General features: G+C 33.9%; 21 protein-coding genes and 1 tRNA gene. 12 read left to right on the top strand and 10 right to left on the bottom strand.

The genetic code is table 11. The annotated features are described in order from the left end of the window. The first annotated feature begins 6 nt into the window (after positions 1 to 6). Both BUB89_RS01395 and BUB89_RS01390 read left to right on the top strand, forming a co-directional pair. On the top strand, positions 7 to 738 hold the full coding sequence (locus BUB89_RS01395) for a rhamnogalacturonan acetylesterase (RefSeq protein WP_073241131.1): 732 nt from the start codon (positions 7 to 9) through the stop codon (positions 736 to 738). A 7-nt stretch (positions 739 to 745) separates the two neighbouring features. Beyond that, a complete protein-coding gene (locus BUB89_RS01390) occupies positions 746 to 2,104 on the top strand; it encodes a glycoside hydrolase family 28 protein (RefSeq protein WP_083552401.1) in 1,359 nt (452 codons plus the stop codon). Between the two features lie 15 nt (positions 2,105 to 2,119). Here BUB89_RS01390 and BUB89_RS01385 read toward each other — a convergent pair whose 3' ends face one another. After that, positions 2,120 to 2,659 carry an RNA polymerase sigma factor gene (locus tag BUB89_RS01385; protein WP_073241127.1) on the bottom strand — a complete coding sequence of 180 codons (540 nt, stop codon included), beginning with the start codon at positions 2,657 to 2,659 and terminating at the stop codon, positions 2,120 to 2,122. A 165-nt stretch (positions 2,660 to 2,824) separates the two neighbouring features. On the opposite strand from BUB89_RS01385, the gene BUB89_RS01380 reads away from it, so the two are divergent. From BUB89_RS01380 to BUB89_RS01330, 10 genes are all read left to right on the top strand, one after another. Next, positions 2,825 to 3,964, top strand: a complete 1,140-nt coding sequence (locus BUB89_RS01380; protein ID WP_073241125.1) for a FecR family protein — start codon at positions 2,825 to 2,827, stop codon at positions 3,962 to 3,964. A gap of 165 nt (positions 3,965 to 4,129) precedes the next feature. Beyond that, positions 4,130 to 7,795, top strand: coding sequence for a TonB-dependent receptor (locus BUB89_RS01375; RefSeq protein WP_073241123.1), 3,666 nt, complete (start codon positions 4,130 to 4,132; stop codon positions 7,793 to 7,795). Positions 7,796 to 7,810: 15 nt separating this feature from the next. Beyond that, a complete protein-coding gene (locus BUB89_RS01370; RefSeq protein ID WP_073241121.1) occupies positions 7,811 to 9,625 on the top strand; it encodes a RagB/SusD family nutrient uptake outer membrane protein in 1,815 nt (604 codons plus the stop codon). Positions 9,626 to 9,645: 20 nt separating this feature from the next. Continuing rightward, the gene (locus tag BUB89_RS01365) at positions 9,646 to 11,301 is read left to right on the top strand and encodes a DUF4957 domain-containing protein (RefSeq protein WP_073241119.1); all 1,656 of its coding nucleotides are present in this window, start codon (positions 9,646 to 9,648) and stop codon (positions 11,299 to 11,301) included. A 210-nt stretch (positions 11,302 to 11,511) separates the two neighbouring features. After that, positions 11,512 to 12,978, top strand: coding sequence for a pectate lyase family protein (locus tag BUB89_RS01360; RefSeq protein ID WP_073241818.1), 1,467 nt, complete (start codon positions 11,512 to 11,514; stop codon positions 12,976 to 12,978). Between the two features lie 22 nt (positions 12,979 to 13,000). After that, positions 13,001 to 14,569: a pectate lyase gene (gene pelA, locus BUB89_RS01350; protein ID WP_083552399.1), complete on the top strand. Its 1,569-nt coding sequence runs from the start codon at positions 13,001 to 13,003 to the stop codon at positions 14,567 to 14,569. Positions 14,570 to 14,791: 222 nt separating this feature from the next. Then, complete coding sequence (locus BUB89_RS01345) at positions 14,792 to 15,790, top strand: pectinesterase family protein (RefSeq protein ID WP_083552457.1); 999 nt, start codon at positions 14,792 to 14,794, stop codon at positions 15,788 to 15,790. A 46-nt stretch (positions 15,791 to 15,836) separates the two neighbouring features. After that, positions 15,837 to 18,305, top strand: a complete 2,469-nt coding sequence (locus BUB89_RS01340) for a glycoside hydrolase family 95 protein (RefSeq protein WP_073241115.1) — start codon at positions 15,837 to 15,839, stop codon at positions 18,303 to 18,305. Positions 18,306 to 18,434: 129 nt separating this feature from the next. Then, positions 18,435 to 19,445, top strand: coding sequence for an alpha/beta hydrolase (locus tag BUB89_RS01335; protein ID WP_083552397.1), 1,011 nt, complete (start codon positions 18,435 to 18,437; stop codon positions 19,443 to 19,445). Between the two features lies 1 nt (position 19,446). Then, a complete protein-coding gene (locus BUB89_RS01330) occupies positions 19,447 to 20,259 on the top strand; it encodes a rhamnogalacturonan acetylesterase (RefSeq protein ID WP_073241113.1) in 813 nt (270 codons plus the stop codon). A 266-nt stretch (positions 20,260 to 20,525) separates the two neighbouring features. On the opposite strand, the gene BUB89_RS01320 is transcribed toward BUB89_RS01330, so the two are convergent. The 9 genes from BUB89_RS01320 to BUB89_RS01280 all read right to left on the bottom strand — a co-directional run bounded on the left by BUB89_RS01320 (position 20,526) and on the right by BUB89_RS01280 (position 26,404). Continuing rightward, positions 20,526 to 20,596 (bottom strand) — tRNA-Trp (locus tag BUB89_RS01320). Between the two features lie 319 nt (positions 20,597 to 20,915). Beyond that, positions 20,916 to 21,341 carry a PIN domain-containing protein gene (locus tag BUB89_RS01315; RefSeq protein ID WP_073241109.1) on the bottom strand — a complete coding sequence of 142 codons (426 nt, stop codon included), beginning with the start codon at positions 21,339 to 21,341 and terminating at the stop codon, positions 20,916 to 20,918. Between the two features lie 3 nt (positions 21,342 to 21,344). After that, the gene (locus BUB89_RS01310) at positions 21,345 to 21,593 is read right to left on the bottom strand and encodes a DUF6364 family protein (protein WP_073241107.1); all 249 of its coding nucleotides are present in this window, start codon (positions 21,591 to 21,593) and stop codon (positions 21,345 to 21,347) included. Between the two features lie 311 nt (positions 21,594 to 21,904). Continuing rightward, positions 21,905 to 22,258, bottom strand: coding sequence for a nuclear transport factor 2 family protein (locus BUB89_RS01305; RefSeq protein WP_073241105.1), 354 nt, complete (start codon positions 22,256 to 22,258; stop codon positions 21,905 to 21,907). Between the two features lie 74 nt (positions 22,259 to 22,332). Further along, a complete protein-coding gene (locus tag BUB89_RS01300; RefSeq protein ID WP_073241103.1) occupies positions 22,333 to 22,812 on the bottom strand; it encodes a hypothetical protein in 480 nt (159 codons plus the stop codon). Between the two features lie 170 nt (positions 22,813 to 22,982). Next, the gene (locus BUB89_RS01295) at positions 22,983 to 23,651 is read right to left on the bottom strand and encodes a hypothetical protein (protein WP_073241101.1); all 669 of its coding nucleotides are present in this window, start codon (positions 23,649 to 23,651) and stop codon (positions 22,983 to 22,985) included. 173 nt (positions 23,652 to 23,824) lie between these two features. Then, a complete protein-coding gene (locus tag BUB89_RS01290) occupies positions 23,825 to 24,514 on the bottom strand; it encodes a nuclease-related domain-containing protein (RefSeq protein WP_073241099.1) in 690 nt (229 codons plus the stop codon). A 182-nt stretch (positions 24,515 to 24,696) separates the two neighbouring features. Then, complete coding sequence (locus BUB89_RS01285) at positions 24,697 to 25,233, bottom strand: hypothetical protein (RefSeq protein WP_073241097.1); 537 nt, start codon at positions 25,231 to 25,233, stop codon at positions 24,697 to 24,699. Positions 25,234 to 25,360: 127 nt separating this feature from the next. Continuing rightward, positions 25,361 to 26,404: a tyrosine-type recombinase/integrase gene (locus BUB89_RS01280; RefSeq protein WP_073241095.1), complete on the bottom strand. Its 1,044-nt coding sequence runs from the start codon at positions 26,402 to 26,404 to the stop codon at positions 25,361 to 25,363. Positions 26,405 to 26,655 lie beyond the last annotated feature (251 nt).

Genomic DNA, 26,655 nt, shown 5'->3' with positions numbered 1-26,655 from the left:
AAGTTTATGAAAATTAAATTATTTCTTTTTTTATTAATTGCGACAAGTTGTTTTGCACAAAAAACAACCGTTTACACTATTGGTGATTCGACAATGGCTAATAAAACCAATCCTACAGAAAATCCGGAACACGGATGGGCACAGGTTTTACAGCAGTTTTTTGATACTAATGTTGTGGTGGATAACAGAGCTCAAAATGGCCGCAGTACACGGAGTTTTATAAACGAAAATCGCTGGGATTCTATTTTAAAAACATTAAAAAAAGGAGATTATGTTTTTATCCAATTTGGACATAATGACCAAAAAGAGAATAAACCAAGTGTGTATACTAATCCACGTACAGCTTATCGCCAAAATTTAATAAAATTTGTGACCGAAACCAGAGCTAAAGGGGCAACTCCTGTTTTGCTGTCTTCGATTGTGAGACGTAATTTTAACGAACAAGGTACTTTGGTAGATACCCACGGACTTTATCCATTAGAAACCCGATTAGTGGCTACAGATTATAAAGTGCCTTTTATTGATTTACAATATTTAACGGAATTGTTAGAAGAGTCTTATGGTGTGGAAGGTTCTAAAAAATTGCATTTGCATTTTGCAGTAGGAGAAAGTTCGTTTTACAAAACCGAAAAGCATGACGATACACATTTATCATTATTAGGTGCTACTGAAATCGCTAAATTAGTGGTAGCTGAGTTGAAAAAGACTGATTTGGATTTGAAAAAACATCTAAAATAAATTTATTATGAGAAACAATTCTTTTTACTTCGTCCTTTTGTTGTGCTTTAATATTTTATGTTCACAAACTAAAATGGTAGATAAAACGGTTGAAATAGAAAGAATCGTCAATCGCATTCAATTGCCGGTTATCCCGGAATATAAAATTAGTGTCACTCAATTTGGAGCTAAAGGGGATTCGGTTACTAATTGTAAACAAGCTTTCGATAAAGCCATGAAAGCCTGTGACAAAAGGAAAGGAGGAACTATTGTAGTCCCTAAAGGGGTTTATACCGTTAACGGTCCGATACATTTTGTCAGTAATGTGAATTTGCATCTGGAAGCAGGAGCAAAAATACGTTTTGGGTCAAATCCTGATGATTATCCCTTAGTTTTAACAAGTTGGGAAGGAACGATGTTGTACAATTACAGTCCGTTGATTTATGCTAATAATGTAGAAAATGTAGCGATAACCGGAACCGGAACAATTGATGGGGAAGCTAAAAATACCTGGATTAAATGGAAACCGCTGGAGGAAAAAGACAAGTTATTGAGCCGTGAAATGAATCATAATAATGTTGCTGTAAAAGACCGCGTTTTTGGGAAAGGGCATTATTTAAGACCTCAAATGATTCAGTTTTTAAATTCTAAAAATATTTTGATCGAAGATATTACCATCGAAGATTCTCCTTTTTGGTGTGTACATTTATTAAAATCGAAAAGTATTACGCTTCGCAGATTAAAATATGATGCTCATAATAACAATAATGACGGAATTGATCCGGAATATTCCAGCGATATTTTGATAGAAAACATTCAGTTTAATAACGGTGACGATAATGTGGCTATCAAAGCCGGACGCGATGATGAAGGACGTGCTAATTCTAATAATCCATCAGAGAATATTGTTATTCGAAATTGCGAATTTAAAGGGTTACATGCTGTGGTTATTGGTAGCGAAATGTCGGCTGGAGTTCGCAATGTGTTTGTTGATAATTGTAAAGCCAGTGGTTATTTGAAAAGAGGTATTTATATCAAAACCAATTCTGATCGGGGCGGTTATGTGAAAGATTTGTATTTTTCGAATATTGCATTCGGTCAGGTAGAAGATTGTATTTATATGACCGCAAATTACCACGGAGAAGGCGGTGGTTTGTATCCTTCTAAAATTTCAGATGTTTCTATCTCTAATATCAGTTGTGAGTCGGCCTCTAATGCAGCCATTGTTATCGAAGGTTTTCCGGAAAAGAAAGTCGAAAATATCATTTTGGATAACATCACTGTCAAATCGGCTAAAAACGGAATGACTTTAACCAATACACAAAATATTAGTGTAAACGAAATTATAATAGGGGATAAAATAGGTGTGCCAAGTTCTGTTAAATAACCTTTCTCGATGAATTTATTTATTAAAAAGAAAATACAATAGTGTAGTTAATGTGCTTGTCTTTTCAAATTCTCTTAAAAAAGCATAGGCTCTCTTCATTTGTGTTTTTACAGTGTTTACAGAGATGTTGTACATTTCAGCAATTTCTGTATAGCTGTGTCCTTCTACAATATGTGACATAAAGATTTCTCTTCTTGCCTGAGGAATTTTATCTACTAAAGTAAGTATTTTAGGTTGCTTGCTTTCTTCTGCTTTTTCAAAAACATCTTGTTCTTCTGCTTTTGGAAGGACAATTTTTTTTGTTTCTAAACTGATTGTAGTGTTTTTTTCTAAATACTGCAAGCTTAAATTTTTAACTGCTCTTGCTGCATAAGCTTTAAAGGAGATGGTAAAATTTATTGCTTTTTCTTTTTCCCACATATAGATAAAAAAATCCTGTACAACATCTTTTGCTACGTCTTTATCCTTAGTTATGTTAAAAGAAACTAAAGATAAAAAGGCAAAATGCTCTTTGTACAAGTCTTCAAATATTTTTAAATCTTTGTGATTTGACATTTAGAAATAGCGTTTTTTCTTATTGTAATGGATTACATTAAGCCAAATGTAAAATAAAAACTTGGTTTTTTTTCATTATATGTAAAAATAATCAAAAAAAAATTAAGAATCCTGTCACCCTAAAATAATATTTTCCTAACATAACTTTAACAAACAAGATATGTAATGGACTCTAACCCAAATTTGGTTAATATTCTTAAAGAAATAGTATATAATGGAAGTGTTGAAACTTCCAGAATAGAATTGTTGTCTCAGGAAGAACAGGAATTAATAAAAGAACTTCAGGATAACGGCATGCTTAAGGAAGCCTTATTGTATGTTGAATCAATGGACGCTGAAGAAAACTGGCAGGAATTAAAAGAAAAAATAAAGCTTAAAAAAGATCCCATTGTAATCAACTGGAAAAATATTTTTCAATATGCAGCAGTCTTTGTGTGCTTATTAAGTCTGGTTTATGTTTTTCAATATAAAACAGATAATCAAACGAAGACCATAATCCCTGATGATGCTATTCAGCTGGTTTTAGAAAATGGAGATATTCAGGTTTTGAGTCCTAATGGAGAACAACAAGTGATAAAAAAAGACGGAGCTGTGGTTGCCACTCAAAAAGAAAATAAGATTAGCTACAGTGCATCGGATGCATCGGATGAATTAGTTTATAACGAAATTAAAATTCCTTACGGTAAAACATTTGAAATCACCTTATCGGATGGTACACAGGTTTTTATGAATGCGGGTTCTTCTTTAAAATATCCGGTTCAGTTTATCAAAGGACATCATAGAGAAGTGGTTTTAGAAGGAGAAGCTTTTTTTGATGTTACCAAAGATAAAAAACATCCTTTTATAGTTAAAACCAGAGGAGTAGATGTGAAAGTTTTAGGGACTAAATTCAACGTGAGTTCTTACAAAGAAGATGCGGATATCAATACGGTATTGGTGGAAGGTTCGGTTAGCTTGTCAAATACCGGGATGCCAAATAATAACACCATGCTTGTTCCTGGTGAAAAAGGAACCTGGAACAGTCAAAAAACAGCAATAGCAGTTAAAAAAGTAGATACCCGAATCTATACAGAATGGATGACAGGTGAAATTGTTTTTAGAAAAACAGCTTTTAAGGACATTATCATTAAGCTGGAACGCAGTTATAATGTTGCCATTAATAATAACAAAACAGAACTTTTAGATAAAAAGTTTAATGGCAGTTTTAATAAAAATATAGAAAGTATTGAAGAGGTGTTGACAGCAATGAGTAAAATTCAAAGTTTTAGCTTCAGCAAAGAAGGAAAACAAATAACAATAAACTAACTAATTTACTAACAAACTAAACTAATTTATGAAATGAGAGTGTAATTTTTTTAAGAAGAAGTACATGAAAAAAAAATCGGAAAATAGGACCAGTATTTCCCGATTTAGTAATGTGTTTTCAAACGAAGTGTAGAAAATCAAATCATTTAAAAAACAACCAAAATTATGAAAAAAATAATTAAAGGGAAATGGCTTTGTCCGTATTTGCCTAAAATTAGCTTAAAAATGAAACTAACCACACTATTATTGATACTGTCTTTGGTGAGAATCCAGGCCAGTACCTATTCACAAAATACAAAGTTGACATTAAATGTGAACAATACTTCGGTAGAGCAGCTATTCAATAAAATAGAGTCTGTTTCGGAGTATCGATTTCTATTTGAAAGCAGTTTGATTGATTTAGACAGAAAGGTTAGCCTGAATGTTGAAAAAAAGAAAATAGCTGAAATTTTAGAAAAAGTATTCAAAGGAACTGATATTACTTATACTATTAATGATCGCCAGATATTATTAGTAAAAAAGAAAGAGCAAGTTGTTCCGGTAAAAACGAATACGATAGTAAAAGTAGACGATGAGCAGGATGCTATTTCGGTTTCAGGAGTTGTAAAAGATGAAAATAATATGCCAATGCCAGGTCTAGGGGTTGTCGTTAAAGGAACATCTGTATCAACCAGTACCGATATGGATGGTAAATTTAAATTTAATTCAATTAGTCCAAACGCTACTTTAGTATTCTCTTATATTGGTTATAAAGATCAGGTAGTTGAAGTAAAAAACCGGACTGTGATCAATGTTTCCATGCAGGTAGATATTAGCGAATTAAATGAAATAGTTGTTAATTATGGTTATGGAAAAGTAAGAAAGGCTGATATGACTGGTGCTACAGCGAGTATTACCAGTAAGGAGCTTTCTAAAATACCGGTAACTAATGCTGCCGAAGCTTTAAAAGGAAGATTACCAGGTGTAAATGTAACTTCAGCTGATGGTGAGCCGGGTGCCAGTATCAGGATTAGAGTTCGTGGAGGGACTTCCATATCACAAAATAATGATCCTTTGTTTATTGTAGACGGACTTATTGTGGGAAGTATCGATAATATTCCAGTAAATGATATTGCCAGTATTGATGTTTTAAAAGATGCAGCAGCTACGGCTATTTATGGAGCACAAGGATCTAACGGGGTAATTGTAGTTACAACTAAAGATCCTGTAGCAGGAAGGGTAAATGTATCTTATAATAATTTTTTCCAATTTAGTGAATTACCTAAAAACAGAAAATACGATGTATTAAGTCCGTATGAATTTGCATTGGCTAATTACGAATATGCAGCAATTCAGGGAACCACACAGTTGGAGAATTTTGAAAAATTCTATGGAAAATATGATGATTTAGAATTATATAAACAAAAAAGAGCGACTGACTGGCAGGATAAAATTTTTGGTGCATCAAGACTTTCTCAATCTCATAATTTAAGTATTGGTGGAGGGAATGAGATAACTAAAGCTAATTTAAGTCTTACAAATAATAAAGATGAGGGCTTATTAAATGGATCCGGACTTCAAAGAACAGCCATTAACTTTAAATTAAATCAGCAGGTATTTAAAAATCTTAAGGCTGACTTTACGGCAAGAATTACTAATACTGTGATAGATGGTGCAGGTACCTCTACAAATGCACAATTAAAAATAAAAGATGCAGTTCAGGCAAGACCTATAAATGGTATTGCTGATGATCTGGATATCGATCTTACTCAGCTAAATAGTGATGATGATTTTCAACAATTTATCCTGAGTTTAGTAGATCCAAGTGAATTAATAAAACAGGACTGGAGAAAAAGAACGACGAATGAATATGTTTTTTCTGCTGGATTGACTTGGTCTATCTTAAAAGATTTGGATGCTAAGTCAACTCTTACTACATCCAGAGCATATTCTGAACAGTTAAGATTCTACGGACCACTTACTGGAGAGTCTTTTAATAATGGAGGAAGTTTACCATTAGGGGAAAGAACAATTGCTGAAGGTCAGACCTTACGTTTAGTAAACACCCTGAATTATAGAAAAAAATGGGATGCTCTCAAATTAGATGTTTTATTAGGGCAGGAGATCTACTCAAAAACAGGTAAAGATAATTTCTTAAGGGGAGAAGATTACAGGTTATCAATTACCCCTGAGGAGTTATTTGCAAACATGCAGTTTGGTAGGGTTGATAGGATAGCTGGTGGTGAGGCAACTCCTGCTAATAGAAAATCTTTTTTCGGAAGATTTGATTTTCAGTTAAATGATAAGTATATCTGGACACTAACCGGAAGAGCAGATGAATCGAGTAAGTTTAGAGGAAAAAACAGATTAGGGCTTTTTCCGGCATTAGCATTTGCCTGGAAAATGAACAATGAAAATTTCTTGAAAGATGTAGATTTCGTAGATGAGTTAAAATTGAGATTAAGTTATGGAGAAACAGGAAATGACGGGGTAACAACTGAGGCATCACAGTTTTTATTTACCGGTTCTACCTTAAGAGGTCCTGGTTTTGGAAATGTTGATAATCTGTATTACACACCTTCTAATACATTGTATAATCCGGATTTGATATGGGAAACTACTGCAACAGCGAATGTTGGTTTGGATTTTGGTCTTTTTAACAGAAGATTAAGTGGTAGTGTTGATTACTATAAAAATATAACAAGAGATTTATTGTATCAGGTAGACATTAGTCTTAGTTCTGGTTTTGATAGACAATTTGCTAATATTGGTAATACCTCAAATAGAGGTTTTGAACTGGCATTGAACGGTATAATCGTTGACTCGGATGATTTTAGTTTTTCGGTTAATGCTAATATTGGAAAAAACGATTTTAAAATTGATAAATTGGATGGAAAAATAACCGAATTAAATAATATCAGATCCAATTGGGCAAGTACCGATTTAAAAAACATTAATGATTTCTATGTTAAAGTAGGTGGTAAAATCGGAGATTTTTACGGATTTGTAACCGATGGATATTATTCCACAGATGATTTTCAAACTTATGATGAAACTACTAAAAAGTACATATTAAAAGAAGGTGTACCCAACAGTGGAGCGCTTGTAGGAAATACAAATATCAGACCGGGTTTCATGAAAATAAAAGATTTGCCAACAGAATTAGTTGTTGATGATCAGGGAGCTCCTGTTTTGGATGCTAACGGAAAGCAACAATATGTTCCTGATGGATTAATCAATGATAAAGACAGAAAAGTTTTAGGTAATGCAACTCCGGATTTTCAGGGTGGTTTTGGTTTCAATTTGACTTATAAAGGTTTCGACTTATCTACATTTTTTGATTATCAGGTAGGTAATGATGTTTATAATACGGGTAAGATTCAGTACAATCAATTCAGAAGGGTTACTTATGGTAATTTATTGTCAACAATGAGCTCCGATAACAGGTTTACTTATGTAGATATAGATGGTCAATATACCGGAACTCCTGGAGGTATAGTGACTGATTTGACGCAATTAGCAGAAATGAACGAAGGTAAGAATATATGGTCTCATAGTAGTTTTGGTATTGCTCAGGCTGTTATTAGTGATTTTGCTATAGAAGACGGATCCTTTTTAAGATTAAACAATTTAACATTAGGATACAGTTTACCTAAAAAGCTTATTTCAAAGATAGGTTTATCACAATTCAGAATATTTGGTACAGGTAGAAATTTACATATTTGGACAAAATATTCAGGTTACGATCCGGATGTTAATTCACAATCTAGTAATCCATTAACGCCGGGTGTGGATTATTCATCTTTCCCTAAAAGTCGTTCCTATACGCTTGGTTTAAACGTAACATTTTAAATAAAATATTTAGATATGAAAACAAAATATATAATGGCTCTTTTAGCAGTTTTGCTATTAGCCTCTTGTCAAAAAGACTTTTTAGATCCTGATTCTCTTTCAACGGTTGATAATAAATATATCTTTTCTAATGTTGATGATGCCAGAAAAGGTGTTAATGCAGTGTATTCTTATTTCCAACAAGACGCATTTAGATCCAGATTGTCCAACAATATGTGTGGAAATACAGATATTGAAAGACAATCCGGTTGGAGTAGTTCTGCTGACAGATACCAGATATGGGATTTAAATGCTTTAGATACTAATGGCGATTTAAATGTTGTATGGACATATGCTTACCGTGCCATCAGAGATGCTAATATAGCTATTGACGGAATAAAACAAAGTGGTAATTTAGAATCTTCAGATGCGAGTGTAAAAAGAACCTTTAATCAATTATTAGGTGAATGTTATGTGCTTAGAGCTTATTGGTATAGTATGTTATCTTTTTATTTTGGTGATGTACCTTATTTAACACAGGCTCCTGTAGCAGGGATGAATTTTAATCTTCCTAAATCGAATAGAAATGAAATTCTAACTCAGGAAATTCAAAATATAATTGATATCGAAGAGAATATGTTATGGGCTGATCAGCTTCCTTATGGTATCGAGCAAGTCAATCGTGAATATGCTTTGGGTATGATTGCCAGACTATCATTGCAACGTGGTGGTTATTATTTGACTCCGGAATTAAATATGGTAAGAGATAGTGATTATTTAGATTATTATCAAATTGCAAAGGACTATACTGAAAAATTAATCACGCTTAAAGACAGGGCTTTGCCTACGGATTTTAGACAAATTTTCATGAATCAATGTAAGTTTTTAACACCTTTGAATGAAGAAATTTTATGGGAAGTTCCATTTCCAAAAGGAAGTGGTGATGTAGCATGGAATATTGGAATTACGGTTGATGGTGGGCCAACTTCTAAACATGATTATGGTTCAGGTAACAACTATATGGGAATCCCTGTTACGTATTACTTGTCTTTTGATAGTAAAGACAAACGTAGAGAAGTTACTTGTGCTTTGTATAAAATCAATACTGATTTTGTACCTGAGTTTATTTCTAATGTAAATAACATTGCACAAGGAAAGTGGAGCAGACATTTTCTGGATACACCTCCGGGTAAACAATCTGCAAAAGGTACTGGTATCAACTGGCCTATGATGCGTTATGCTGATGTTTTATTAATGTATGCTGAAGCAGAAAACGAATTGAACGGTCCAACTGCTGATGCTCAAAATGCACTTAAAAGAGTACGTCAAAGAGCATTTGATCCAGCTGACTGGGGCACTAAAGTGGATGGTTATATTGCTCAGGTCTCTACCTCTAAGGATGCTTTTTTTGACGCTATAGTTGATGAAAGAGCTTGGGAATTTGGTGGAGAAATGATTCGTAAGTATGAATTAATAAGATGGGGTATTTATGCAGAAAAAGTTGAAGAAACTGTTGAAGGTCTGAAAAAATTAGCTGATGAGGCAAATGCAGGTACCGGTACAGGACCTGATTATATGTATTGGAAAGTAGATGATAAAGGTAACTTTGTTGTTTTAAATCCGGATACTAAAGTTGCTACAGCTCCTGATGAGACATGGAAAAGACAGTCATTCTTACTACAATTGTATAGTAGTACAACTACTTATCAGGAGTGGATTACTAAGGATTTTTCAAAATATTATTTAGATGGACCAAAACCAGGTGTTGCCAGATATATATATCCAATTCCTGCAATTAATATAGCTAATAGTGACGGGACACTTAACAATGATGGGTACGAATTTAAATAACCAGTTATAAAAATATAAAGATGAAAAATATAAATAATATTTTAAGTATAAAGATGATACTGTTTTTATGCTTAAGCGTTATAGTCTTTAACGCCTGTCAGGCAGACGAAGAAGTATTTGCAAAGACACGTTTGTTTCGACCAGTACTCTCAGAAGATTTATTCGCTGAAGGAAATGTTGTAATTGTTAACATGGGGAAATTAAAAGAAGCAATTGGTTACACCTTAGAAGTGAGTAGAGATACTTTTAAAACCATTGATTATACTATAAATACTGAAGTAAGTCGTGTTGAAATTAACGAGGAACTCATTGGTGAAGAATTATTTTGGAATACCTTGTACCAGGTTAGAGCAACTGCACATGCCCAAGATCCTCAGTATGATAGTAAGGTTTCTGATTTAGGAAATGTGAAAACAGAACGTTTTCCAACAATTTTAAATATTCCCGCTACTTTTGATGTGACTGATATCGCTGCCAGAGTATCATGGACAGTAGCAGGTGAGGCAGTTACAGGAATTAAAGTTTTCGCAGGAGACGATTTAAAACTTAAGACACCTTTGTTTCCTGAAAAGGCTGTGTCTTCCGAAGAACAATTAGCCGGAGTTTCATTTGTTGAAGGGTTATCTCCTGAAACAAGCTATCAGATTGCTATTTATAGTGGTACAACACTTAGAGGCTGGGTTGATTATAAAACCAGAGTAGCTGATATTGATCCTAATGGTCCGGGAGTTATAGATATTAGAGCTGATACAAGTCCTTCGGCTATTGACAATGCTTTAGCAACTGCTCCGGAAGGTGCTATAATATTAGTAAAAAGAGGTATGATTTATGACATGCCAACCTATGCACTCAATAAATCAGTGACTATTAGAGCTGCTTATGGATTTGGTGAACAAAAAGCTAAATTGTATAAAGACGGGAATATGAATATTGCATCCGGTACTAATATTGATCATATTCGTTTTATCGATTTAGAAATTAGAGGAAAAAATTATGCTGGAAATTATGTGTTCAACCCTTCTAGCGGAAACACAGTTATAAATGAATTGACATTCGATAATTGTAAAATTGGTACTGTTAGAGGAGTGATAAGATTAAGAGGTACAAATGCACTTATTAATACTTACGAAATTAAAAATTCTGTAGTAGATAGTATTGGAGGTTATGGTTTGTTAACTTGTGATACCAATCCGGGTAACCCACAAACAGCTACAGTTAAGAATATTAAATTAACAAACAGTACTTTTAACAAGGTTACTTATTTGATCGTTTCCAGAAACAATTCTGAAAGCATAGCAATTGAAGGCTGTACATTTGCTAATGTCACTAACTACTTCCGTTATCATGGAGGTGCTAATAATGACAATGTGACTAACGGAATTTCTATTAAAAATTCTATTTTCGGTCATGCTTGGGATGAAACGGGAGCTGCAACCACCTGGACAACTGTAGGGATTGTTAATGGGTTAGCTAATACCAGTTTTGATGTAGGAAACAGTTATACCACATCTGATATTACCTGGAGTAAAGAAGTCCCTAACTTAACACCAAAAACATATTCCAAAAATCAAGATGATTTATGGGTAGATCCACAAAATAATGATTTTAATTTTAAGGATAAATCTTTTGTAGGAAGAATAACTGCAGGTGATCCTAGATGGAGATTGAAACTATAATTGGTTTGTATCGCTTTAAAGTTAAAGTGTACTTAAAACAAATCAATTTACTTAGTGTCTGCAACAAATTTCTCCTTGTTGCAGACACATTAAAGACCCATAAATAACAATAATTAGTTTGTTAGTTTTTTTATTGAGGCATGCTTATTAATTTATGCATGCCTCTTTATGTATGCCCCAAATTTAAAAATCTTTATATCTAAAGAATATATGAAAATAATCCATTTAATTTTTTTAATGCTGGCTACTTCAGCTTGCAGTAAAGATTCTGGTTCAGCAACTACATCGACTCCGGAGACAGAAACAGACAAACCGGTACAAACTAACGAGGAAGCTTTTGCTTTTCCCGGAGCACAGGGATTTGGACAAAAAACAACCGGAGGAAGAGGCGGTAAAGTTTTGTTTGTTACTAATTTGAATGATTCCGGTACAGGAAGTTTGAGAGCCGCAGTAGAGTCAGACGGAGCACGTATTCTACTTTTTAAAGTATCAGGGAATATTAGTCTTAAATCAGCTTTAAAAATCAGCAATCCCAATATAACTATAGCGGGACAATCGGCTCCGGGAGACGGAATCTGTGTTAAAGATTATCCTGTTTCTGTAGCTGCCGATAATGTTATTATCCGCTATATGCGATTCCGAATGGGTGATGAAGCTCAGCAGGAAGGGGATGCATTAGGAGGACGTTTTCATAAAAATATCATTATAGACCATTGTTCCATGAGCTGGTGTACTGATGAATGTGTTTCTTTTTATGCCAATGAAAACACCAGTGTGCAATGGTGTTTTATTTCCGAAAGTTTAAAAACTTCCTTTCATGTCAAGGGTTCGCATGGTTATGGCGGAGTTTGGGGAGGTAAAAATGCTTCTTTTCATCATAATCTTTTAGCACATCACGATAGCCGAAATCCACGATTGGGTGAAGAAGCCGGGAAAGCATTTGCTTTGACTGATTTAGTCGATTTGAGAAACAATGTAATCTACAATTGGGGAGGAAACAGCTGTTATGGAGGCGAAGCCATGAATGTAAACATCATCAACTGTTATTATAAACCGGGACCTATGACTTCTAAAACAACGCGCATTGTTTCTATTGATAAAAATAAAATTTCAGGAACTGAAGTCTATGATATTTGGGGCAAATTTTATATCAGCGGAAATTATGTCGACGGCAGTCCGGCTACAACCGAAAATAACTGGGATTTTGGAGTTTACAATCAGTTTCATTCCAGTTATGGAGTGATCACCGATGCAGATAAAGCCGCTATGAAATTAGCCCAGCCTTTAGATATAAAAAATAATGTAACTACCCATACCGCTCTTGTTGCTTACGACAGAGTCCTTGCCTACGGTGGTGCTAATTTAGTACGGGATGCTGTTGATAAACGTATTGTGGACAACGTTAAAAACAAAACCTATTCGTTTGAAGGTTCGAATGGAGGGACTAAAGGTGCTATCGATTCTCAAACGGATGTAGGAGGCTGGCCTGAACTAAAAAGCACGACACCTTTATTAGATACTGATAATGACGGAATGCCGGACGAATGGGAAATTAAAATGAAACTCAATCCCAAACTGGCTAATGCTAACGGAAAAGAATTAAGTACTGCTTATGATAATATAGAAGTATATGTTAACAGCATAGTTGAAACAGTAAATTCAGGACAATACAATTAATTATAAATAAAAAAATAGAAATATGAAAAATAGTATAGCTCTAATAGGTTTAGTATTCTTCTTTTTGTTTTCCTGTTCGAAAGACGATATGGATAAAGAAATACAAGTAAAAACAATTGTAATCAATGGAGACAATACACTTTCCGGGACACCCAAACAACTCACTGCGACAGTACTTCCAACAGATGCCAGTCAAAAAGAAGTCACTTGGAGTGTTTCTGATTCTGAGATTGCAGTAATTACCGAAACCGGACTTTTAACAGGACTCAAAAACGGAACGGTTAAAGTTACTGCTACAGCAAAAGATGGTTCAGGAGTTAAAGGAGATAAAACCTATACTGTTTCAGGAATTACCGGTTCAGCAGTATTGATACAAAGTATTGCTATTACCGCCGCTGCAATCACTAACGGTCAGCCACTGCAATTAACAACCCAAATTACTCCTGCAAATGCTACTAACAAAACGCTTACCTGGACCACTTCAAGTCAGGCAATAGCAACTATTAGTGCCGATGGTTTGCTAACTCCTAAACTCAATGGTACAGTTACCATAACGGCTACATCTACTGATGGAAGCGGAAAAAGTGCCCAAATTGAGATAATTATTTCAGGTGTTACCACCGTTTATCCCACTACAGTAAGAGGTGAGAGTATTTTGTTATGGCAAAGAAGTAACGGAGGATGGGGAAAAACTATTGCTGATTTAAATGATTATAATGTAGCACCTACAACTGAGGAAAAAGCTGCTGCATTGGCAACAAAAAACAATACCGATACTACTATTGACAACGGTCACGTGGTAACGGAATTGAGATGGTTACTCGCTGATTATAAAACAACTCAGAATCCAAATTATTTAGCAGCTGCCGAAAAAGCGATTGACTGGCTATTTTTAGCACAATATGCTAATGGGGGTTGGCCACAATATTATCCGGACAAAAGTAGCTACAGACATCAGATCACTTATAATGATAATGCCATTGCTAATGTGATGAACCTGATGTGGGATATTATAAAAGCGAAAAACAATTTAGAACTGGTAAATCCTGCCTATAAACCTAAGGCAGTCACTTCATTTAACAAAGGGATCGATATTATTTTGCAAACGCAAATTACGTATAAAGGCAAAAAAACAGTTTGGTGTGCACAGCATGATGAGGTGACTTTACTTCCTGCATTAGCCAGATCTTATGAATTGCCGTCTTTTAGCGGTTCAGAATCGGTGGCTATTGTGCGTATTTTAATGCTTGTTGAGCAACCTTCGACAGCAGTCAAACAAGCCGTAAAAGATGCTGTAGATTGGTTTAATGGAGCTAAATTATTCGACATCACAACACAAAAGATTACCGATGCTACCCAGCCATCGGGTCAGGATGTAGTTGTTGTTCCCTCTCCCGGCAATGTAATCTGGGCAAGGTTTTATGATTTAACGAATAATTTACCACTGTTTTGTGGTCGGGATGGAATTCCAAAAACTACATTGGCAGAAATAGAAAATGAAAGAAGAGTAGGTTACTCCTGGTATGGCAATTGGCCTTCAGCTTTAATTGGTTCAGAATATACTAATTGGAAAGCAAAACATGGATTGTAAATAATTAAAATTAGAGCCTGTTTAAATTTATTTTAAAAAAAGAAATTTTCTTTTCCCCTCCCTAAAGGGCGGAAAATTTCTTAAAAATTCATCAAAATTAAACAGGCTCTTAGTTCTAATTGATTATTATTTCACTTAATGGTGAGTAAATAGATTGAAGCTTTTTTTTCGAATTATAATCACAAATTAAAGAGAGTACTAATGATAAATAAAAATAAATTAATGATTTTAAATTTTTTAATAGCGTCTGTTTTTTTTCTAAACTGTTCGTCAAACGATGATCCAAAAGAAACTCAAACTGAAGAAACTCCTGAAGAAGTTGTAAGCTATGATATTGTTGTAGATGCTAAAGGAACAGGGGATTTTACCACGGTTCAGGCAGCACTTGATGCCGTTGCTTTTTCGAAAAAAATAGAAACTAAAATTTTTATAAAAGATGGAGTGTATAAAGAAAAACTGGAAGTGCCTTTAAACAAAAATAATATCAGTTTGATAGGGGAAAGCAAGGAGAAGGTAATTCTTACTTACGATGATTATGCTTCTAAGAAAAACAGTGGAGGGCTGGAAATAGGAACATCAGGATCGGCTAGTTTTATTGTTACGGGAAATAGTTTTAAAGCTCAGAATATTACTTTCGAAAATTCATCCGGACCGGTAGGTCAGGCGGTAGCTGTTAGAGTTGATGGCGATAAAATAGTTTTTGATAATTGTAAATTTCTGGGTTTTCAGGACACACTTTATCCACGAAGCACAACCAGCAGACAATACTATAAAAATTGTTATATAGAAGGAACCACCGACTTTATTTTTGGAGCTTCAACAGCTGTTTTTGATCAATGTGAAATTTTTGCAAAAACTGGAGGAGCTTATCTTACTGCCGCCAGTACAGACGAAAAAAATCCTTATGGTTTGGTATTTCTGAATTGTAAATTGACTACAAACTCAGGGAATAGTAGTTATTATCTGGGACGACCTTGGAGAAATTATGCTAAAACGGTATTTGTTAAATGCGAAATGGCGGCTCACATTAAACCGGAAGGTTGGCACAATTGGAGTAAGCCAGAGGCAGAAACCACTACTTTCTATGCAGAATATTTATCGACTGGTTCAGGAGCAAATGCGGCTTCTCGTGTGAGTTGGTCGCATCAATTAACATTAGAGCAGGTTACTAATCAATATACTTTAAGTGCTATTTTTAAAGATTGGAAACCAGCTTTATAAGATTGATATTCGACTATAAATAAAAATTATATAATAAAAATAAAGAATGAACAGAATTAAAATTATTGCCAGTTGTTTAGTAGTTTCGATAACATTTTTTCAGGGTAATGCCCAGCAAAAATTAAAATTGCATTATGACAAACCCTCTACTAATTGGAATGAAGCCTTGCCAATAGGAAACGGTCGTTTGGGTGCGATGGTTTTTGGAAACCCTGGAAAAGAAGAACTACAATTAAACGAAGAAACCGTTTGGGCTGGTGAACCAGGAAATAATGTCCCTAAAAATGTCTATTCTAATATTGAAGAAATACGAAAATTACTTTTCGAAAATAAAAATAAAGAAGCTCAGGATTTAGCCAATGAAACTTTTCCGAGACAAGCTCCTAAAGATTTAAACTACGGAATGCCGTATCAAACGGTAGGAAGTTTGTGGATTGAATATCCGGGACACGAAAATTATTCTGATTATAAAAGGGATTTGGATATAGAAAAAGCAGTTTCGTCTGTGAGCTATAAGGCTAAAGGTATCAACTATAAACGAGAAGTTTTTGCTTCTTTTGCTGATGATGTTATTGTAGTAAAATTAACTGCCGATAAGAAAAAAAGCATTAGTTTTTCTTTGTCAGCTACAAGTCCGCAACTAGTTAGCAACTTTAAAACGCAGGATAACCAACTGTTTTTTGAAGGAACAACTGGTGATGCCGACAATAAAAAAGGGAAAATAAAATTTGTGGGTGAAGCAGCATGTACTCTAAAAGGAGGAAAATTAACTGCATCTACAGATAAACTTACCATCATCAATGCTGATGAGGTTATTATCCGAATTTCGATTGCAACCAATTTTAAAAACTATAAGGATCTTTCGGTTGATGCAACTGAAAAAGCGTCTGCTATTTTAGCTAAAGCTTCGAAAAAAAGCTATACCGAATCTTACCAAAAACACGTTGCAGCCTACCAAAAGTATTTTAACAGAGTTTCTTTGTATCTGGGTGATTCGCCTCAGTCCAATAAAACTACTGATGTAAGAATTAAAGAATTTGCGACTTCTTATGATCCGCAATTAGTAGGGCTTTATTTCCAGTTTGGAAGGTATTTGTTGATTTCGAGTTCGCAGCCCGGAAATCAGCCAGCGAATCTTCAGGGAATTTGGAATCATAAATTAAATCCTTCATGGGACAGTAAATACACGGTAAATATTAATACCGAGATGAATTATTGGCCAGCCGAAATTACGAATCTGGGCGAAATGCACCAGCCATTATTCAGTATGCTGAAAGATTTAGCCCAGACAGGAAAGGAAAGCGCTTCCGAAATGTACCATGCCCGCGGCTGGAACATGCACCACAATACCGATTTATGGAGGATGACTGGAGTGGTAGATGGCGGTTTTTATGGGCTTTGGCCCATGGGAGGTGCCTGGTTAACGCAGCATTTGTGGCAACATTATTTGTACACTGGCGATAAAGCATTTTTAAAAGAGTATTATCAGGTTTTAAAAGGGGCGGCTCAATTTTATCTGGACGTGCTTCAGGAAGAACCGGAACACAAATGGCTGGTTGTTGCTCCGTCAATGTCTCCCGAAAATACGTATGAGAGCAGTGTAGGGATTTCTGCGGGAACGACCATGGACAATCAGTTGGTTTTTGATGTTTTCAATAATATTGTTAATGCTTCTGAAATTTTAGAAACTGATAAATCGTTTGCTGATTCGGTTGCTGTTGCTCTAAAAAGATTGCCTCCAATGCAAATTGGTCAACTTTCGCAATTGCAGGAATGGTTGCATGACTGGGATAAACCAAATGATCATCACAGGCATATTTCTCACTTGTATGGCTTGTTTCCATCCGGACAAATTTCACCATTCAGAACACCGCAATTAGTCGAAGCAGCAAAAAATACCTTGATTTCAAGAGGCGATGTTTCTACAGGATGGTCTATGGGCTGGAAAGTAAATTGGTGGGCTCGCTTATTAGACGGAAACAGAGCTTTCAAATTGATAAAAGACCAGCTAAGTCCGGCGCCAATGGAGACTAAAGGGCAGTCTGGCGGAACCTATCCCAATCTTTTAGATGCGCATCCACCTTTTCAAATTGATGGGAATTTTGGTTGTACTGCCGGAATTACGGAGATGTTGTTACAAAGTTATGATGGGGTAATTTATGTACTTCCAGCCTTACCGGATGATTTTAAAAACGGAAAAGTTAGCGGTTTAAAAGCCAGAGGAGGTTTTGAAATGGATATCGAATGGGAAAACGGAAAGCTAAAACAGCTAACCGTAAAATCAGAGTTGGGAGGAAATTGCAGATTGCGTCTGGCTTCGGATGTTGTTCTTGATGGAGAAGTTAAGCTGGCTGTTGCCAAAGGAGAAAACACGAACCCTTTTTACCAAATATCCCCAATCAAAGAACCATTAATTTCAGAAAAAGCCGATTTAAAAGGATTCAAACTTCCTGAAACCAAGGAGTATGATTTTAATACCGTTGCCGGAAAAACCTATAGTTTTAAGGTGAAATAGTTAAAAAAATGAATAGTTTTAATATTAATATCGAAAAATAGGCTTTAGCCAAATGAGTGGGTTTGAATTTTGGCTTATGGAATGTTTTTATAAATTCATTCAAAAGAAGTATTAAATAAAAAAGGATCAATGAAAAAAGTAGGATTGTATGATATAAACAAAAACTTAAAAACAATATCGTTTTTGTTTTTTGTGATTTTCTTTCAAAATCTAAATGCACAATATTTAAAAGGTTTAACTCAAGTAAGAGATACATCTTTTGCGACAGCGAGTGCTTTTAAAAAGACATTGAAATACCATCCCAATACCACGATGGTTGCCGAAATGAATTTTGAAAATGTAAAGCAAAAAAATAATATTGTGTATTGCAGTTATGGCAAACGCAAAATGAAATTAGACGCTTTTTATGATAAAAATGCAAAGAAAAAACAAGTCGCAATCATCATCATTCACGGTGGAGGTTGGCGTTCCGGAAGCAGAGAACAGCACCATCCGATGGCGCAAAAGTTAGCGAGTTTGGGTTATGTGTGTTTCACTCCGGAATACCGACTTTCGACCGAAGCGCTTTTTCCGGCGGCTATTTATGATGTGAAAGCGGCTATTCGTTGGGTTCGAAAAAATGCCAGTCAATACCATGTAGATCCTAATAAAATTGTGGCTTTAGGATTCTCCGCTGGTGGAGAAATGGCAGCATTTATGGGAACAACAGGCAATATGCCACTTTTTGAAGGAGTGGTGACCAATTCGGATTCTCAATCTCAAGTCAATGCCGTAGTGGATATTGATGGAACCTTGTCCTTTGTGCATCCTGAAGGAGGCGAAGGTGATGACAGCAAAAACATTTCGGCAGGAACCTATTGGTTTGGTTATTCTAAAAAAGACAATCCTAAGCTTTGGGAAGCCGCATCGCCATTGAGTTATGTAAGTGCCAGCACGCCGCCAACATTATTCATCAATAGCTCCGTAGCAAGAATGCACGCCGGACGCGACGATTACAGAAAAGTTTTGGACAAAAACGGAATCTACTCTGAAGTGCATGAATTCGAAAATTCACCACATACTTTTTGCCTCTTTAATCCTTGGTTTGAACCAACCATTCAATATATCGATGGTTTTTTAATCAAAATTTTTAACAAATAATATGAAAATAAAATTTATAATTCCTGCAATTTGTGTTATAGTTAGTCTTACAATTATGGCTTTCAGTTTAAAAAAAAACACTGTAACGGTTTACTTAATTGGAGATTCTACTGTGGCTGATTATGCTAATAATTATGAACAAGGAAAAGAGTATATGAAAACCAGATATCCGGTTACGGGCTGGGGACAGGTTTTTCAGCGATTTTTAGTTTCTGATAGTCTGCAACAAGTTAAAAATATTATCAAAGCAGATAGTGCTTTTGTTGATGATCGTGCAAGAGGAGGTCGCAGTACAAGAACATTTTTCCAAGAAGGAAGATGGAGAGCGGTGTATGAAAATCTTAAAAAAGATGATTTGGTTTTGATGCAATTTGGACATAATGATGCCGCTGTAGATAAAACAGAAAGATATGTAGATGTTGAAGGCTATAAAGAATTTTTACGATTATTTGTAAGCCAAACCAGATTAAAAGGAGCTCATCCCATTATTTTAACTCCTGTGGCCAGGAATTATCCTTGGGTAGATGGAAAATTACAAAATGTTCATGGATTGTATGATCAAGCCGTAAAAGAGATAGCGCAAGAGATGAATGTGAAATTTATAGATTTGAATAAAAAATCTATGGATTATTTTACTAAAAAAGGGGAGTCTTATGTTACAGAAAACTATTTTATGAATTTCCCGGCAGGATTATATGAAGCTTATCCTAATGGACAAAAAGACAATACCCATTTTCAAACTAAAGGAGGTATAGAAATAGCCAGACTTGTTTTTGAAGGAATGAAAGAATTAAATAAGGATTTTGATAAATAACCCGTTGGGTGTAATTAGTTTTTGATAGTAATTTTTCGTCAGTTCGAGGTATAATTTTTATTCTAAAAAGAACAATATAAAATGACGTTGCAGTTTTCCCATCAGTTCGAGTGAATTTCAGAAAATGCGAATAGCTTTTTCAGAAAATTTGTATCGAGAACCATTTTAGTAAAAAAACCATTGATAGCGTTTTCGGATAATAAAACACAAAAAAAAGCCGCAGGAATTGTTTCTTGCGGCTTTGTTTTTTTGAAATTTTGTGGTAGCACGGGCGGAGGGATTCGAACCCCCATCAACGGTTTTGGAGACCGCTATTCTACCCTTGAACTACGCCCGTAGCATAAGCAGCGAACTGCCTTGAGGGCGCAAATATAGTTTTATTTAGATAAAAAACGAACAGCTACGGATAGTATAAATCAATAAATTTTGCTGCTGTTTTCTAATAAAATGGTTAGGAGCTACTTGTGCAGAAAACTTTTTTATTTTAGGGTGGATTTTTCTTGATTGACGTACTTTACTACAGCTGATTTGGTAGTAAATTAAGCCCTCTTTTCGGATTTGTCACCCCGGCAATAGCGAACAGGCGAAGCAAATCATCTTAAATATAAAACCTACTTTAATTTTTGCATTAAAGTATCAATTGTCCGGCACCGCTGTTAACGGCTGGAAATCCTCATTTTTAGATAATTATCCGGTGTCATAACGCCTAAAGAACTGTTTTTGTAATCTTTAGTATTACGTGTAATTATAATATCAATTTCTTTATTCAGTTCCGCTGAGTAGTTTTGTAAAGCATCTTCAAAATCTTTGAACTCTGAATTTAATGCTTGTAAGATGGAGTCTTTAGTAATTACCAGAATTTCTGTAATTGAAACTAACATTTTTAACTTTTCTATTACTTTTTCATGTTTTGCAGTTTGTCTTAGTAAATAATAGACATTGCTTATAATTACAGGAGTGACAAATCCTATAATTTCTTTTGATTCACAAAGGGATAAAATTTTTGCTGCGTTATCTGAAAATGGTTCCCGATCAAAAAAGAAATCAAGAATTACATCCGTATCGATTAGAATTTTTGTCATAGATTATAAATATTTTTCAGATAATCTATTGGTTAACTCTTTTTTATAATCAATATTTTTTGGAGCATTAAATGATCCCTTTAATGATTTAACGATAGGAGTCAATTCAATATCATTGTAATCATTATCCTTTGTTAATGCTTTTAAATAATTTTCAATTAAATCGGATAAACTACGCTCTCTTTCTTTGGCATATTCTTTAGCTTTTTTAATTACAGATTGTTCGATTGTTAATGTCAGCTTAGTATTCATGATACACGACCTTTTTAGGTTAAACTTATACGTGCAAAGTTAAGGAGTTTTTCTCATACGTGCAATTTTATCTTATAAGGCACGTGTTTTTTTTCGTGTTTTTAAGAATGAAGCACATCACAGGAATTTACCGATATCAGTTATATATTCAAGTTTAGAAGATACCATAAGTACTATAGCTTTGAATTGTAACAATTTGAAATCGAGAGGTTTTACTGTTTTTTGAAGGTAAGGGATTTAGCACTCCGCTTTTGTAAAAAAGGCTTTTAGTATTTCGGGTTTTTACCTAGTTTAAAATAGTTTGATTACTGCTATTCTGTTTCAATATCCATTCTTCGTAATAAGTTGTCTTCCAATGTATAGATGTGTTTTACTTCTCCATCAAAGATTACATTTCCTTGCAAGTCTTTAACAATTTGGTGAACAGTTACTTCGAATGTTCCATTTAGTCGTTGATTAAACCGGATTGGTTCAACAGTTGGATTGATTTCAGACCATTGTCTGGTCCAATAACTTCTTATTGCTTCGTGTCCAGTCACATAACCACCCTCAAAGGCTTTTGACCATTGAACATCTGAATGAAATGTTGAAAGTGCCGTGTCAATGTCTCTTGAATTAAAAGCGGGATAAGCTTTTTTAATCAGCTTTTCAAAATGAGCAAGCATATATTATTCTGTTTTAAGCTTTTTATATTTAGTGTTCTTAAGTTTATGCAGTGTTTTTGTAGCGTGTGTTGTACCTAGTTTTTTTCAAGGTGATCTATGTCCAATACGTCACTCAATTTATTTAGACTAGATTTTGAGAATCTTCGAAATGCAAATTCAATAAATACATACCTAATCATTAATAATTGTAGTATTGCCACAAGTATAAAGATTATTGAAAACTCTTCTTTGTTAGAAAAAAATTGAGCAATTAAACCAATGAAAGGAAAGCATAATACAACACTTAGCAAAATTCGGAAAGCTTTATTTATTTCAACTTCAACTTGTCCATCTTTATCCTCAATTTCGCCTGTTAAAACACAAAATGCACCTTTTCCAATTTCTGAGGATATTATCCTAAATGTATTGCCTTTAATTATTCCGCGAAATGATTTGTCGGTTATTTTTGAAGTCAAACTTTCAGACAGTTCGGTTCTTCTTTTCAAACGTTCAAGAGTTTCTGTTTCTTCTCCAATTATTTTGAAAGTATAATCGCTTTTGGGAAATATGTTCATTCGTCTTTTGGTCTTTTAAAATTAGGTACAACGTTCCGCGGCTTGGCGCAGTAGCGGCTGCGTGAACGATTATTTTCTTGTTAAGTTAGATTTTCCAGCGGAAAATCGAACGTGTTGTTTAAGATGAATTTAGCTATTGAGCCAAACCGTTGTTAGCGGATGTGTTTTATTTAGACAAATGTTGCTTTTTTTAATTCGTTTTTCTCTATTCCTAAATTATCCGCAAACCAGTTTGATATTACATTTTTCAATTCTTTTCTGTTAATTGTGTTTTTCTTAGTTCTAACATTTAGATAATTTTCGGTTGTCATTTTCTCAATTAATTCACGAATTGATTCCATTTCGATTTCCTTTCCAAATTTGTTCGCTAGTTTAAAACTTATAACAGATATTCCAATTCCTAAAATTCCAAATTTTAGGTTTATAAATAAAAATACGATTGAAATTAGAATTAAAACTAATAAAGAAATAGAAATTATTTGTGGCGGATTTATTAAGTTCAGTTCAAAACCAATATTTTTCTCCAAACTTCTCACATTTTTTCTTCGATTTTTTCTTGGAAAAATTTCCCTAAGTTTAGTTTGCGTATTTATTTCATTTTTTTCAGCGATTCCTATATCCACAATCGATTTTCTTAACTTGTAAAATGCTTGTTGAGTTGTACAATTATCAATATTTTCAAGATTAATTTTCGCAACAATTTTTTCGCAAAATTCATCAAAATTCGTTAATTCAGCTAATTCATTTTCTTGAAAATTTATTTTATACATTTTCTCAATCGATGGAATTAAATCCTCAATATTCTCTAAATCAGCATTATCAAATTTGTATATTTTCATTTTTACGATATTTTTCTGAACATAGCCGCTAACGTCTTGGTACTACAGCGGGTTTGGGATTAAATTAAGCCCTATTTTCGGATTTGCCAAATCATCCCAAATACAAAACCAACTTTCCATTAAGCCAATTACCCAAATTCGTTGTAGTAGCTGTTAGTGGCAGATTCTTTAGTTTAGTGAAATATTCTGTCTTCTCCTAGCATATCCTTTATATTATCAACATGCTTTTCAATTATATCTTTACTATTTCCATTTTCGACAGCTACGGATAAAATATTAACTACATCTCTCTTACTTTTATATATCGTAGATTCATTTTCTTCAATAATCTTTTTCACAACTTTTATTACTCGTTGTGATTTCGTAAGAAAAGTATTTTTTGGAATAAAACTGACATCTCTAAACTCGCAATCTCCAAAGAACACAACAACGGAAAAAAATGGAATATTTTGAAAATCGGTAAGTTTTGTTTTTAGATTTTCTACGTGTTTTTTATTTTGAAGTATTGGATTATAAAAATAATATTTTTGTTTTCCATAAGCTAAAACTTGTGTCCATTTGTATTGATTTCCGGAACCAAAAATCCAACCGCTATATTCTTTCACTTCAAAAACAATTATCCCAACTTTTGTTGCAAGAACTAAATCAATTTGAGAGTAATTTCCATATTCATTTTTTAAATATAAATCATGAAAAATTGTTTGTGATGGAAATCCCGCTTTTAAAAGTTTAAGTACTAATTCTCTTTCTGTTTTTGTTCCTCGATGGGATTTTGTAACAGTTTCTAATAATTGCTTTTTCTTTATTTTTAAAAGAATAAAAATTGTTAAAAACACTAATGAAAATATTACAATAAAAATCATAAGATGTCATTTTGAAGTTCTAATTTTCTGGTGTTCCGCAGAATTTGCCACTAACGTTCTCGCGCTTCTAGATGTTTGCAACTTTCGAAGACGAGTATTTTCGGATGAACGAAAATACGATAAAAAACGGTAATTCCACTAAATTTGCAAATATCTAGAAACGTGTGTTGGCAGTAGTTTTTTTATCCAAGCCCATTCACTCCAAACTCAAAAAGTTCTTCTGTCTTTAAATTAATTTTTATCTCCCAATGATTACTGCAACCGTCATAAACATTTTCTCTTTCTTTTTTCCAATTATCATTTTCATCTCTTGTGAAGCCTTTAATTTTTTCGCTTAATTTGAGTTTATTTTTATTAAAAGTCACGTAAATTACTTTTTCATTCTTTTCGTTATAATAACCCCAATATTGTCTTCTGTAAATGTTTAAGTTTTTGTGAATTATCGGGCAACCATTTCCTTGATTTAACTTTTTTGAATTAGTTTTTCGAATATTTTTGCGTAATATTTTTTCCGCATTTTTTATTTCCTCAAGACTTGGAGTAAATCTTTTGACATTTTGTAAGCACATAAAACAATCTCCATTTTCTGAAAATTTAGCACCAACAATTTGTCTACGTTTTATTATTTCAGAATATTCTGTTGGTTTTTCAATTACTTTAAATTCTGAACTACAAGAAAATAAAAAAAATGTAAATAATAAGATATATGTCTTTTTCATTCGGATTTTTAAAATTACTGCCAACTTGTATATACTACTGACGTAGTCAGACTTATACACCCGTATTTGGGTGGCTAAGTCTGACAAACGTCAGACTTTGTTATTATAGCGAAGATATAAAAAAATCTTACAAATCATCAAATGGACTCTTAATTTGTTGAATACTTTTAGTACTTACATGTGTGTAAATTTCAGTAGTTTTACTACTATTATGTCCAAGTAATTCTTGTATGTAGCGTAAATCAGTACCACTCTCAAGTAAATGTGTGGCATAACTGTGACGCAACCAATGTAGGGTAACGGGTTTTGTAATACCAGTCTTTTGTAAAGCTTGTTTTAAAACACTTTGTAAGCTTTTATCTGAATAAGGTTCTCCTTTATTTTGACCTTCAAATAAATAGACTGTAGGTTTGTATAATTTAAAATAGTCACGTAGTATTTCTAATATTTTAGGACTTAGGGGGACAATTCTATCTTTTTTGCCTTTCGAATTTTTGAGTAATACTATGTTTCTTTGGGAATCTATATGAACTGGTTTTAGGGCTAATAATTCTCCACAGCGTAAACCACAACTGTATATCATTGCAAGCATGGTGTTGTGTTTGATGTTAGAATGCGCATTTAAAATTAATTTTATTTCTTCTTTACTCAGTACATTGGGTAAAACTTTAGCTCGTTTTGGTCGGTGTATTTTATCAATATTCATTTTGGATTCTCTTACCGTTATAAAAAACAGTTTGATAGCATTCACAGTTTGGTTTTGGTATGAAGCCGAGAGATTATTTTTCAAAATATAATTGTTGTTATAAACAATCACATCTTCATTTGTAATATCAGCAATGGCTTTCTCTCTATAAAAGATTAAAAAGGATTTCAAAGCTTCACTATAGGTTACGATAGTACTTAAGCTATAGCGTTTGGAGTGCATCCATTGCTTGAATTTTTCTATTTGTAGTATTGCTTCTTGTGAAGGAATAGTATCTGATAATGGAGTAATTTTAAACCGGACTCTATTTTCCTCAGTGTCGGGAATATGCCAAGCCATTTTTTGTTGACTCCATCTGGCTCCGTCAATTTTTTTGATACGTGCAATTAAGTCGGCATTTTTTTCAAAATATACCGCAATCCTATTTTCTCCTTTGTGTTGTATAGCTTTGGCTGTCCAGTTCATATTCAATTGATTTGAAGACTTAAAGATAAGTGATTTCAATTTCAATAAGAATAACAATGATAATTTTAAAATTGAATGTATCCCAAAAGGATGTTGTGTAGTTGTTTTCAGGACGGGTCAAGGACGGTTCAACCCCATATATACTCCATACATAGTTGCAGTAAAGTTTAATGATAAATAATGCTTAAAAATTAAATTCCAGACTTCTTGTTAAACAAAAAAGTACAGCGTGAACTGTACTTTTTAAGAAA

The sequence above is a fragment of the Flavobacterium flevense genome, assembly GCF_900142775.1.
Classification (GTDB): Bacteria; Bacteroidota; Bacteroidia; order Flavobacteriales; family Flavobacteriaceae; genus Flavobacterium; species Flavobacterium flevense.
This window is presented reverse-complemented; position numbering and strand designations above follow the sequence as displayed.

What these genes read in the sequence shown, in the direction of transcription:
- BUB89_RS01360 (WP_073241818.1), top strand. Translation starts at nt 11,512, where the DNA reads ATGAAAATAATCCATTTAATTTTTTTAATGCTGGCTACTTCAGCTTGC.
- BUB89_RS01395 (WP_073241131.1), top strand. Translation starts at nt 7, where the DNA reads ATGAAAATTAAATTATTTCTTTTTTTATTAATTGCGACAAGTTGTTTT.
- BUB89_RS01385 (WP_073241127.1), bottom strand. Translation starts at nt 2,659, where the DNA reads ATGTCAAATCACAAAGATTTAAAAATATTTGAAGACTTGTACAAAGAG.
- BUB89_RS01280 (WP_073241095.1), bottom strand. Translation starts at nt 26,404, where the DNA reads ATGAACTGGACAGCCAAAGCTATACAACACAAAGGAGAAAATAGGATT.
- BUB89_RS01390 (WP_083552401.1), top strand. Translation starts at nt 746, where the DNA reads ATGAGAAACAATTCTTTTTACTTCGTCCTTTTGTTGTGCTTTAATATT.
- BUB89_RS01365 (WP_073241119.1), top strand. Translation starts at nt 9,646, where the DNA reads ATGAAAAATATAAATAATATTTTAAGTATAAAGATGATACTGTTTTTA.
- BUB89_RS01305 (WP_073241105.1), bottom strand. Translation starts at nt 22,258, where the DNA reads ATGCTTGCTCATTTTGAAAAGCTGATTAAAAAAGCTTATCCCGCTTTT.
- pelA (WP_083552399.1), top strand. Translation starts at nt 13,001, where the DNA reads ATGAAAAATAGTATAGCTCTAATAGGTTTAGTATTCTTCTTTTTGTTT.
- BUB89_RS01345 (WP_083552457.1), top strand. Translation starts at nt 14,792, where the DNA reads ATGATTTTAAATTTTTTAATAGCGTCTGTTTTTTTTCTAAACTGTTCG.
- BUB89_RS01310 (WP_073241107.1), bottom strand. Translation starts at nt 21,593, where the DNA reads ATGAATACTAAGCTGACATTAACAATCGAACAATCTGTAATTAAAAAA.
- BUB89_RS01330 (WP_073241113.1), top strand. Translation starts at nt 19,447, where the DNA reads ATGAAAATAAAATTTATAATTCCTGCAATTTGTGTTATAGTTAGTCTT.
- BUB89_RS01340 (WP_073241115.1), top strand. Translation starts at nt 15,837, where the DNA reads ATGAACAGAATTAAAATTATTGCCAGTTGTTTAGTAGTTTCGATAACA.
- BUB89_RS01300 (WP_073241103.1), bottom strand. Translation starts at nt 22,812, where the DNA reads ATGAACATATTTCCCAAAAGCGATTATACTTTCAAAATAATTGGAGAA.
- BUB89_RS01285 (WP_073241097.1), bottom strand. Translation starts at nt 25,233, where the DNA reads ATGAAAAAGACATATATCTTATTATTTACATTTTTTTTATTTTCTTGT.
- BUB89_RS01380 (WP_073241125.1), top strand. Translation starts at nt 2,825, where the DNA reads ATGGACTCTAACCCAAATTTGGTTAATATTCTTAAAGAAATAGTATAT.
- BUB89_RS01290 (WP_073241099.1), bottom strand. Translation starts at nt 24,514, where the DNA reads ATGATTTTTATTGTAATATTTTCATTAGTGTTTTTAACAATTTTTATT.
- BUB89_RS01295 (WP_073241101.1), bottom strand. Translation starts at nt 23,651, where the DNA reads ATGAAAATATACAAATTTGATAATGCTGATTTAGAGAATATTGAGGAT.
- BUB89_RS01335 (WP_083552397.1), top strand. Translation starts at nt 18,435, where the DNA reads ATGAAAAAAGTAGGATTGTATGATATAAACAAAAACTTAAAAACAATA.
- BUB89_RS01375 (WP_073241123.1), top strand. Translation starts at nt 4,130, where the DNA reads ATGAAAAAAATAATTAAAGGGAAATGGCTTTGTCCGTATTTGCCTAAA.
- BUB89_RS01315 (WP_073241109.1), bottom strand. Translation starts at nt 21,341, where the DNA reads ATGACAAAAATTCTAATCGATACGGATGTAATTCTTGATTTCTTTTTT.
- BUB89_RS01370 (WP_073241121.1), top strand. Translation starts at nt 7,811, where the DNA reads ATGAAAACAAAATATATAATGGCTCTTTTAGCAGTTTTGCTATTAGCC.